The sequence below is a fragment of the Amycolatopsis sp. NPDC004625 genome (genome assembly GCF_040609695.1).
In the GTDB taxonomy this organism is placed as follows: Bacteria; Actinomycetota; Actinomycetes; order Mycobacteriales; family Pseudonocardiaceae; genus Amycolatopsis.
Genome location: NZ_JBEXKX010000034.1, coordinates 79,628 through 90,545, shown reverse-complemented (window position 1 = coordinate 90,545; position 10,918 = coordinate 79,628). Strand labels below are relative to the sequence as shown.

Genomic DNA, 10,918 nt, shown 5'->3' with positions numbered 1-10,918 from the left:
GGGGCAAGTGGTGAGTGCGTCGTATGAAAAGGTCGTCGAGGCGCTGCGGAAGTCCCTCGAGGAGGTCGGCACGCTGAAGAAGCGGAACCGCCGCCTCGAAGACGCGTCCCGCGAGCCGATCGCCATCGTCGGCATGGCCTGCCGGTTGCCCGGCGGCATCAGCGGCCCCGCGGACCTGTGGCGGCTGGTGTCCGAGGGCGGCGACGCGGTCTCGGGTTTCCCCACCGACCGCGGCTGGGACCTGGACACCCTGTTCGACCCGGACCCGGACCACCCGGGCACCTCGTACGTCAGCCAAGGCGGCTTCGTGCACGAGGCCGGGCAGTTCGACGCGGGGTTCTTCGGGATCTCGCCGCGCGAAGCGCTCGCGATGGACCCACAGCAGCGGCTGCTGCTGGAAACCTCGTGGGAGGCGTTCGAGAACGCCGCCGTCGACCCGACGACGCTGAAGGGCGCCGACGTCGGCGTGTTCGTCGGCGCGGCCCCGCAGGGCTACGGCTCCGGGCCGATCGGGCCGGAGATGCAGAGCTTCGCGGGCACCGGGGTGGCGTCGAGCGTCGCGTCCGGCCGGCTGTCCTACGTCTTCGGCTTCGAGGGACCCGCGGTCACCATCGACACGGCGTGCTCGTCGTCGCTGGTGACGATGCACCTGGCCGCGCAGGCGCTGCGGCAGGGCGACTGCTCGATGGCGCTCGCCGGCGGCGCGATGGTCATGTCGAGCACCAACTCCTTCGTCGTGTTCTCGCGGCAGCGCGGCCTGGCGGCGGACGGCCGCTGCAAGGCGTTCGCGGACAGCGCGGACGGGATGGGCATGTCCGAGGGCGTCGGCCTGGTCGTCCTCGAACGGCTGTCGGTGGCGCGCGAGCGTGGCCACCGCGTGCTGGCCGTCCTGCGCGGTTCCGCGGTGAACCAGGACGGTGCTTCGAACGGCCTGACCGCGCCGAACGGTCCTTCGCAGCAGCGAGTCATCCACAGCGCCCTGGCCAACGCCGGGCTGGCACCGTCCGATGTGGACGTCGTCGAGGGGCACGGCACGGGTACCGCGCTCGGTGACCCGATCGAGGCGCAGGCCCTGCTGGCGACCTACGGCCAGGAGCGGGAAACGCCGCTGTGGCTGGGGTCGCTGAAGTCGAACATCGGCCACGCGCAGGCGGCCGCGGGCGTCGCGAGCGTGATCAAGATGGTGCAGGCGCTGCGGCACGGCGTCCTGCCCGCCACCCTGCACGTCGACGCACCCAGCTCGGCGGTGGACTGGTCCGAAGGCGCGGTCGAACTGCTGACCAGCGCCCGCGACTGGCCGCGGACCGACCGCCCGCGCCGGGCCGGCGTGTCGTCGTTCGGCGTCAGCGGAACCAACGCCCACCTCATCCTCGAAGAAGCCCCGGAAGACCTCGTGAGTGAAAAGGAGGGTTCTAACACGTCTTACCACTCACGAGGGTCCGTGGTGCCGCTGGTGGTTTCGGCTCGCAGTGCGGGGTCGCTGGCGGGGCAGGCGGCTCGGCTCGCCGGGTTCCTCGAGGAGTCGGGGGAGGTGCTCGAGGCGGTGGCCGGGGCGGCGGTGACCGGCCGGGCTGTCCTGGACGAGCGGGCCGTCGTGGTGGCGGAGTCGCGAGAAGAAGCCGTGACCGGCTTGCAGGCGCTGGCCCGCGGGGAAGACACCGCCGCGGTGGTCACCGGCCGCGCGGGCGCGCCGCGCAAGGTCGTGTGGGTGTTCCCGGGGCAGGGGACGCAGTGGGCCGGGATGGGCCGTGAGCTGCTGGAAGAGTCGCCGGTGTTCGCCGAGCGGATCGCCGAGTGCGCGGCGGCGCTGGAGCCGTGGATCGACTGGTCGCTGCTGGACGTCCTGCGCGGCGAGGGCGACCTCGACCGGGTGGATGTGCTGCAGCCCGCGTGTTTCGCCGTGATGGTCGGGCTGGCCGCGGTCTGGGAGGCCGCCGGTGTCCGGCCGAATGCCGTGGTCGGGCACTCCCAGGGCGAGATCGCTGCGGCCTGCGTGTCCGGCGCACTGTCCCTTGAGGACGCGGCCAAGGTGGTGGCCCTGCGCAGCCAGGCCATTGCGGCGCAGCTGTCCGGCCGCGGCGGCATGGCCTCGGTCGCGTTGAGCGAAGAAGAGGCAACCGCCCGGCTGTCGCTGTGGGACGGCCGGGTCGAGGTGGCCGCGGTCAACGGACCCGGTTCGGTCGTGATCGCCGGGGACGCCCAGGCCCTGAACGAATGCCTCGAAGTGCTGGCCGGCGACGGCGTCCGCGTCCGCCAGGTCGCGGTGGACTACGCCTCGCACACCCGGCACGTCGAGGACATCGAGGACACCCTCGCCGAGACCCTCGCCGGGATCGACGCGCAGGCCCCGGTCGTGCCGTTCCACTCGACCGTCACCGGCGAGCGGATCACCGAAGCCGGGGTGCTGGACGGCGGTTACTGGTACCGCAACCTGCGCAACCAGGTCGGGTTCGGCCCGGCCATCGCCGCCCTGATCGAGCAGGGCCACGGCGTGTTCGTCGAGGTCAGCGCCCACCCCGTGCTGGTCCAGCCGATCAGCGACGTCACCGACGCCGTCGTCACCGGCACCCTCCGGCGCGACGACGGCGGCCTGCGGCGGCTGCTCACGTCGATGGCCGGGCTGTTCGTCCGCGGGGTTCCCGTCGACTGGGCCACGATGGCGCCGCCCGCGCGGGTCGACCTGCCCACCTACGCCTTCGACCACCAGCACTACTGGCTGCCCTCCACCGAATCGGTGTCCGACGCGACGGCGCTGGGGCAGGCGAAAGCGGACCACCCGCTGCTCAGCGCGGCGGTCCGGCTGCCGCAGTCGGACGGGCTCGTCTTCACGTCGCTGCTGTCGCTGCGGACGCACCCGTGGCTGGCCGACCACGCCATCGGCGGGGTGGTGCTCTTCCCGGGCACCGGCCTGGTCGAGCTGGCCGTCCGGGCCGGGGACGAGGTCGGCTGCCCGGTCCTGGAGGAACTCGCGACGCAGACCCCGGTCGTCGTCCCCGAACACGGCGGCGTGCGGATCCAGGTCGCGGTGGGCGGGCCCGGCGAGAACGGCTCCCGCACGGTCGAGATCTACTCCCAGCGCGAGGACGGCGGCGAGGTCTGGACGAGGCACGCCACCGGCGTCCTCTCCGCGACACCGGCCGCGGCCGCGGGCTTCGACTTCACGTCGTGGCCGCCGGCGGAGGCGAAGCCGGTCGAAATCGGGGACTTCTACGACGGCCTGATCGAGCGCGGATACGCCTACGGGCCCGCGTTCCAGGGCGTCCGGTCGGTGTGGCAGCGCGGCGAGGAGGTCTTCGCCGAGGTCGCCCTCCCGGAGGAACTGCGCGAGGACGCCGCCGGCTACGGCCTTCACCCGGCGCTGCTGGACGCGGCCCTGCAGACCGGAACCATCGCCGCGGCCGCGGCCGGGGAAACCGGGCGGTCGGTGATGCCGTTCGCGTGGACCGGGCTCGCGCTGCACGCCGTGGGCGCGCCCGCGCTGCGGGTCCGGCTCGTCGCGGGTCCGGAGTCGATGACCGTGGAGGCCGCCGACGAAACCGGCGGCCCGGTGCTGTCGATGGATTCCCTGGTGCTGCGGGAGGTGTCCACCGAACAGCCGGCGGCGCAGGCCGGTTCGCTGTACGAGGTGGTCTGGACCGAGCTGCCGCCGGTCGCCGCCGGGCCGGCGCCGTCGTGGGTGGCGGTGGCCACCGCCGACGACGTGACGGCCCTGACCGACGTCCCCGCGGCCGTGGTCCTGGCGGCATCCGGCGAGGGCGACGCGCTCACGCTGACTTCGCGGGTTCTGGCGGTCGTGCAGGCGTGGCTCGCGGCCGAGCTGGACGAGTCCCGGCTCGTCGTCGTCACGCGGGGCGCGATGCCCGCGGGCGACGGCGTGGTGACCGACCCGGCCGCGTCGGCGGTCTGGGGCCTGGTCCGGGCGGCGCAGACCGAGAACCCGGACCGGATCGTGCTGCTGGACCTCGACCCCGCGGCCGGCGACGGCCCGCAACCGGTGCTGGGTGCGGTCCTGGCGACCGGCGAGCCGCAGCTCGCGGTCCGCGGGACGACGTGCTCGGTGCCCCGCCTCGCCCGCGTGGCCGCTCCGGCGTCGGACCCGCCGGCCGGGTTCGGCCCGGATTCGACGGTGCTGGTCTCGGGCGCCGGGACGCTCGGTGCGCTGGCGGCCCGGCACCTGGTCGGCCGGCACGGCGTGCGCCGCCTGGTGCTCGCCAGCCGCCGGGGCCGGGACGCCGGCGGGGTGGTGGAGCTGGTCACCGAGCTGACCGGGCTGGGTGCCGAGGTGACCGTGGCCGCCTGCGACGTCTCCGACCGCGAACAGACGGCCTCCCTGCTCAAGGAGCACCGGCCGACCGCGATCGTGCACACCGCGGGCGTGTTCGACGCCGGGGTCGTCGGGGCCCTCACCCCGGAGAAGCTGGCCAAGGTGTTCGCCCCGAAGGTCGACGCCGCCACCAACCTGGACGAGCTGACCCGGGACGTCGACCTCGACGCCTTCGTCGTCTACTCGTCCGCCTCCTCGATCTTCATGGGCGCGGGCAGCGGCGGCTACGCGGCCGCGAACGCGTTCCTGGACGGGCTGATGGCCCAGCGGCGCGCGGCGGGCCGGCCGGGCCAGTCGCTGGCCTGGGGACCGTGGCAGGCGCTCACCGGCATGGCCGACACCATCGACGACCTCACCCTGAGCCGGATGAGCCGTCGCGAAGGCCGCGGCGGGGTCGGCGGCCTCGGCGCCGAGGACGGCATGGAGCTGTTCGACGCCGCCCTCGGCTCGGGCCGGGCACTGCTGGTGCCGGTCGAACTGGACCTGCGCGAGGTCCGGGCCGACGCGGCGACGGGGACTTCGGTGCCGCCGCTGCTGCGCGGGCTGGTCCGCGTCGGCCGGCAGCAGGCCAAGGCGGCGGCCGGCGGGGACGACGGGCTCGCCGGGCGGCTGGCGAAGCTCGCCCCGGCCCAGCAGGAAGCGCTGCTGCTGGACGTGGTGCGCACCCAGGTCGCGGTCGTGCTCGGGCACTCCGGCGCGAGTGCCGTCCGCGCGGACACGGCGTTCAAGGACTCCGGCTTCGACTCGCTGACGTCGGTGGAGCTGCGCAACCGGCTGCGCGACGCGACCGGCCTCAAGCTGCCCGCGACGCTCGTCTTCGACCACCCGACCCCGCAGGCGCTCGCCCGGCACCTGCGCGACGAACTCGCCGTCGGCGAGGTGTCCGCCACCGACTCGGTGCTGGCCGGGCTGGCCGGCCTGGACGCGGTCATCGGAGCGGCCGACACCGCGGCGCGGGACCGGATCACCGTGCGCCTGAAGGAACTGCTGACCGCGGCGGAGACGGCCGGCACCGATTCGGGCACGTCCGACGACGACCTCGACACCGCCAGCGACGAGGAGCTGTTCGCGCTCGTCGACGGGCTCAACTGACAGAAATCTTCCAGGGAGCTGAGTTCAGTGGCTGATGAAACCCAACTCCGCGATTACCTCAAGCGGGCGATCGCGGACGCCAGGGACGCCCGCAAGCGGCTGCGCGAGGTCGAGGACGACGCCCGCGAGCCGATCGCCATCGTCTCCATGGCGTGCCGGTACCCCGGTGGCGTGTCGACGCCCGAACAGCTGTGGGAGCTGGTGGCCGACGGCGTCGACGCCGTCGCCGACTTCCCGGCCGACCGCGGCTGGGACCTGGACAGCCTGTTCGACTCGGACCCCGACCGCGCCGGGACGTCGTACACCAGCCAGGGCGGGTTCCTCCAGGGCGCCGGGCTGTTCGACGCGGGGTTGTTCGGCATCTCGCCGCGCGAGGCCGTCACCATGGACCCGCAGCAGCGGCTGCTGCTGGAGACGTCCTGGGAGGCCCTCGAACGCGCGGGTGCCGATCCGTTTTCGTTGAAGGGCAGCGACGTCGGGGTGTTCTCCGGCCTGTCCACCCAGGGCTACGGCGCCGGCGGCGGCGTGGTCCCGCCGGAGGCCGAGGGCTTCGCGGGCACGGGCGCGGCGACCTGCATCGCGTCCGGCCGCGTCTCGTACACCTTCGGGTTCGAGGGCCCGGCCGTCACGATCGACACCGGGTGCTCGTCGTCGCTGGTGGCGATGCACCTCGCCGTGCAGGCCCTTCGGCAGGGCGACTGTTCGATGGCCCTGGCCGGCGGCGCGATGGTGATGGCGACGCCGGGCTCGTTCCGGTCGTTCTCCCGGCAGCGCGCGCTGGCCGCGGACGGCCGCTGCAAGGCGTACGCCGAGGGCGCGGACGGCACCGGCCTGGCCGAAGGCGTCGGCGTCGTCGTCCTGGAACGCCTGTCGGTGGCACGGGAGCGCGGGCACCGGGTGCTGGCGGTGATCCGCGGCAGCGCGGTGAACCAGGACGGCGCGTCCAACGGCCTGACCGCCCCGAGCGGCCCGGCGCAGCAGCGGGTGATCCGCAGCGCGCTGGCGAACGCCGGGCTGGCACCGTCCGAAGTGGACGTCGTCGAGGGCCACGGGACCGGCACCGCCCTGGGTGACCCGATCGAGGCGAACGCGCTGCTGGCCACCTACGGCAAGGACCGCGACCCGGAAAAGCCGTTGTGGCTGGGGTCGTTGAAGTCGAACATCGGCCACACGCAGGCCGCGGCCGGCGTCGGCGGCGTGATCAAGATGGTGCAGGCCCTGCGGCACGGCGTCCTGCCCCCGACGCTGCACGCGGACGAGCCGACCAAGGAAGTCGACTGGTCGGCGGGCGCGGTCGAGCTGCTGACCGAGGCCCGGGAGTGGCCGGTCGACGGCCGCCCGCGCCGGGCCGCGATCTCGTCCTTCGGCATCAGCGGCACCAACGCCCACCTCATCCTCGAAGAAGTCCCGCCCCAAGACGTCGTGAGTGAAAAGGAGGGTTCTAACCCGCCTTCTCACTCACGACCGGTCGTGGTGCCGCTGGTGGTTTCGGGGCGTACGTCGGCGTCTCTGGCCGGGCAGGCGGAGCGGCTGGCCGGGTTCCTGGAGCAGGCCGAGGCGCCGCTCGAGGACGTGGCCGGGGCGCTGGCCGCGGGCCGGGCGGTGCTGGACAAGCGTGGCGTCGTCGTGGCGGCCGACCGCGAAGAGGCGATCGCGGGTCTGCGGGAAATCGCGGCGGGCCAAGGCGTCTCGGGTGACGGCGCCCGGGACGGCGGGATCGTCTTCGTGTTCCCCGGACAGGGCACCCAGTGGGTCGGCATGGGCCGGGAGCTCCTCGCGGAGTCGCCGGTGTTCGCGGCCCGGATGGCCGAGTGCGACACGGAGATCGCGGCGCTGACCGGCTGGTCCGTGCTCGACGTCCTGCGGGCCGACGAGGGCCTGGAGCGCATCGAGGTGCTGCAGCCGGTGCTGTTCGCGGTGATGGTGTCGCTGGCCGCGGTGTGGGAAGCGGCCGGGGTCCGGCCCGACGCCGTCGTGGGCCACTCGCAGGGCGAGGTCGCGGCCGCGCACATCGCCGGGGTGCTGAGCCTGGCCGACGCCGTGCGCGTGGTCGTGCTCCGCAGCGACCTGTTCGCGCGGCGGCTGGTCGGCCACGGCGCGATCGCGTCGGTGGCGTTGTCCGCCGACGACGTCCGCGACCGGATCGCCGGGCACCCCGGGCTGAGCGTCGCCGGGCGCAACGGCCCGGGCGCGTGCACCGTCGCGGGCGACGACGAGTCCCTGCAACGGTTCCTGGCCGAGTGCGAGGCCGCCGACGTGCGCGCGCGGATCGTGCCCAGCACCGTCGGCTCGCACACCGCGCAGGTGGAGCCGCTGCGGGACGAGCTGCTGGACCTGCTGAAGGACGTGCGGCCCGCGGCCGGCACGGTGCCGTTCTACTCGACCGTCAAACCCGGCGTCCTCGACGGCGAACGCCTGGAAGCGACGTACTGGTACGAAAACTGCCGCCACATGGTCGACCTGCACGGCGCCGTCGACGCGCTGCTGGACGACGGGCACCGGTTCTTCGTCGAGATCAGCCCGCACCCGGTGATGGTGCAGCCGATCACCGGCATCGTCGACGAAGCCGGTGTGGACGCCGTGGTCGGCGGTTCGGTGCGGCGCAAGGACGGCGGCCTGCGGCGGCTGCTGACGTCGACGGCCGAGCTGTTCGTCCGCGGGGTCGCGGTGGACTGGCGCGGCCTGCTGCCGGCCGTCCCGCCCGGCCGCGTGACCCTGCCGACGTACGCCTTCGACCAGGAGCACTTCTGGCTGCAGGCCGCCGACGCGGACTCCGACGCCGTGTCGCTGGGGCAGGCGGCGGCCGAGCACCCGATGCTGGGCGCGGTCGTGTCGCTGCCGCGGTCCGAGGAGATCGTGTTCACCTCGCGGCTGTCGCTGCGGACGCACCCGTGGCTGGCCGGCCACGCGATCGGCGGTGCCGCGGTGCTGCCCGGCAGCGGCCTGGCCGAGCTGGCCGTGCGCGCCGGTGACGAGGCCGGCTGCTCGGTCCTCGAGGACCTGACGATCGAGACGCCGCTGGGCGTGCCCGAGACCGGCGGCGTCCGGGTCCAGGTCGTGCTGGGCGCGCCGGACGAGCGCGGCGCCCGCACGGTGGAGGTGTACTCCCTCGGCGACGACGACGCGGACGTCTGGACCCGGCACGCCACCGGCACCCTGGCCGCGACGCCGGTCGCGGCCGCGGACTTCGACTTCACCGCGTGGCCGCCGCAGGGTGCCCAGCCGGTCGAGCTGGACGCCGGTCTCTTCTACGACGACCTGGCCGAGCGCGGAATCGGCTACGGGCCGGCGTTCCAGGGCCTGCGTGCGGTGTGGCGACACGGGGACGAGGTCTTCGCCGAGCTCGCGCTGCCCGAGGACCTGCGGGAGGACGCCGCCGCGTTCGGCGTCCACCCGGCCCTGCTGGACGCGGCCCTGCACGCGGCCATGCTGACCGACGGCGGTGACCTGGACGAGCAGGCCCTGCGGCAGGCGACCGGGTGGCGTGGGCTGGTGCTGCACGCCGCGGGCGCCTCGGCGCTGCGCGTGCGGCTGGCGCCCGGCGGCTCGGACGGCGTTTCACTGGAGGCGGCGGACGGCACCGGTGCCCCGGTGCTGTCGGTCGACGAGGTGGCGCTGCGGCCCGTGTCCGGCGAGCGCCTCCCGGCGGCCCCGGCTCGCGCGGGCTCGCTGTTCGAGGTGGCCTGGACCCCGCTGTCCGCGCCCGCCGGCCTGCCCGCCCCGCTGTGGGTGGCGGTGGCCGACGCGGAGCAGGTGACCGCGTTCGCCGAGGACGTGCCGCCGGGTGCGGTGGCGGTCCTCGAAGCGGCCGGTGCCGCCGGTTCCGTGCTGGAGCTGACGAGCCGGACGCTGGCCGTCGTCCAGGCGTGGCTGGCCGCGCCCGACGCGGACTCGCGGCTGGTCGTGGTGACCCGCGGCGCGGTCGCCGCCGGCAGTGCCGTGACCGACCCGGTGGCGTCGGCGGTCTGGGGCCTGGTGCGGGCCGCCCAGTCCGAGAACCCGGACCGGATCGTGCTGCTGGACCTCGATCCCGCGGCGGCCGAAGGACTGGAGGCGGTACTGGGTGGCGTGCTGATGACCGGGGAGCCGCAGATCGCGGTGCGCGAGGGAACCCTGTCCGTCCCGCGCCTGGCGCGGGCCGGCGGGCCGGCCGGCCACGACCCGTTCCCGGCCCTCTCGGGCGGGACGGTGCTGGTCTCCGGCGCCGGGGCGCTGGGCGGGCTGGTGGCCCGGCACCTGGTCGAGCGGCACGGCGTCCGGCACCTGGTGCTGGCCAGCCGGCGGGGTCTCGACGCCGAAGGCGCGAAGGACCTGGTCGCCGACCTCACCACCCTCGGCGCCGACGTCTCGATGGCGGCCTGCGACGTGTCCGACCGGGACCAGGTGGCGGCGCTGCTGGCCGCGGTCCCGGCCGAGCACCCGCTGACCGGCGTGGTGCACACCGCGGGCGTCCTCGACGACGGCGTGATCGGGACGCTGACCGAGGAGAAGCTGGCCCGGGTGTTCGCTCCGAAGGTCGACGCGGTCCGGCACCTCGACGAGCTGACCCGGGACCTGGACCTCGGCGCGTTCGTCGTCTACTCGTCCGCTTCGGGCGTGCTCGGCGCGGCCGGGCAGGGCAACTACGCGGCGGCGAACGCGTTCCTGGACGGCCTGATGGCGAGCCGTCAGGCGGCGGGCCTCCCCGGTGTCTCGCTCGCCTGGGGCCTGTGGGAGCTGGCGACCGAGATGATCGCCCACCTCGGCGGGGTCGACAAGGCGCGGATGAGCCGCGGCGGTGTCCTGCCGATCACCGCGGCCGAAGGCATGGACCTGTTCGACGCCGCCCTGGCCTCGGGGCAGCCGCAGCTGGTGCCGGTCAAGCTGGACCTGCGCGAGGTCCGGGCCGGCGCGAAGCACGGTGGCTCGATCCCGCCGCTGCTGCGCGGGCTGGTCCGGGCCGGCCGCCAGCAGGCGAAGACGGCGTCGGCCGGCGACGGCGAACTGGTCCAGCGGCTGGCCGGGCTGGCCGCCGCCGACCAGGAGGCCCTGCTCGTGGAGCTGGTCCGCGAACGGGCGGCGGCCGTGCTCGGGCACGGCGGCGCCGAGGGCGTGCCGGCCGAGATGGCGTTCAAGGACGCCGGGTTCGACTCGCTGACGTCGGTGGAGCTGCGCAACAGGTTGCGCGAAGGGACCGGCCTGAAACTGCCCGCCACCCTGGTCTTCGACTACCCCACCCCGCTGGTCCTGGCCCGGCACCTGCGGGCCGAGCTCGGGGTCAGCGAAGACGCCCTTTCCCTGGTGCAGGCGAAGATCGAGGACGTCGAGTCGCTGCTCAGCGGCCTGAGCCTGGACGACTCCACGAAGACGAGCATCACCCTGCGCCTGCAGGGCCTGGTCGCGATGTGCAACGGGGTGCTCGACCAGGACGGCACCGCCACCGCGGCGGACCACCTGGAAGCCGCCTCCGCCGACGAGGTCCTCGAATTCATCCACGACGAGCTCGGGCTCGTCTGACGCACC

The 10,918-nt window shown here is 74.5% G+C and carries 2 protein-coding genes; both read left to right on the top strand.

Translation table 11 applies throughout. The features are described 5' to 3' along the window. The first annotated feature begins 7 nt into the window (after nucleotides 1-7). Nucleotides 8-5,416, top strand: coding sequence for a type I polyketide synthase (locus tag ABZW17_RS32200; protein WP_354822637.1), 5,409 nt, complete (start codon nucleotides 8-10; stop codon nucleotides 5,414-5,416). Between the two features lie 27 nt (nucleotides 5,417-5,443). Then, nucleotides 5,444-10,912, top strand: a complete 5,469-nt coding sequence (locus ABZW17_RS32195; protein WP_354822635.1) for a type I polyketide synthase — start codon at nucleotides 5,444-5,446, stop codon at nucleotides 10,910-10,912. The last annotated feature ends 6 nt before the right edge of the window (nucleotides 10,913-10,918 follow it).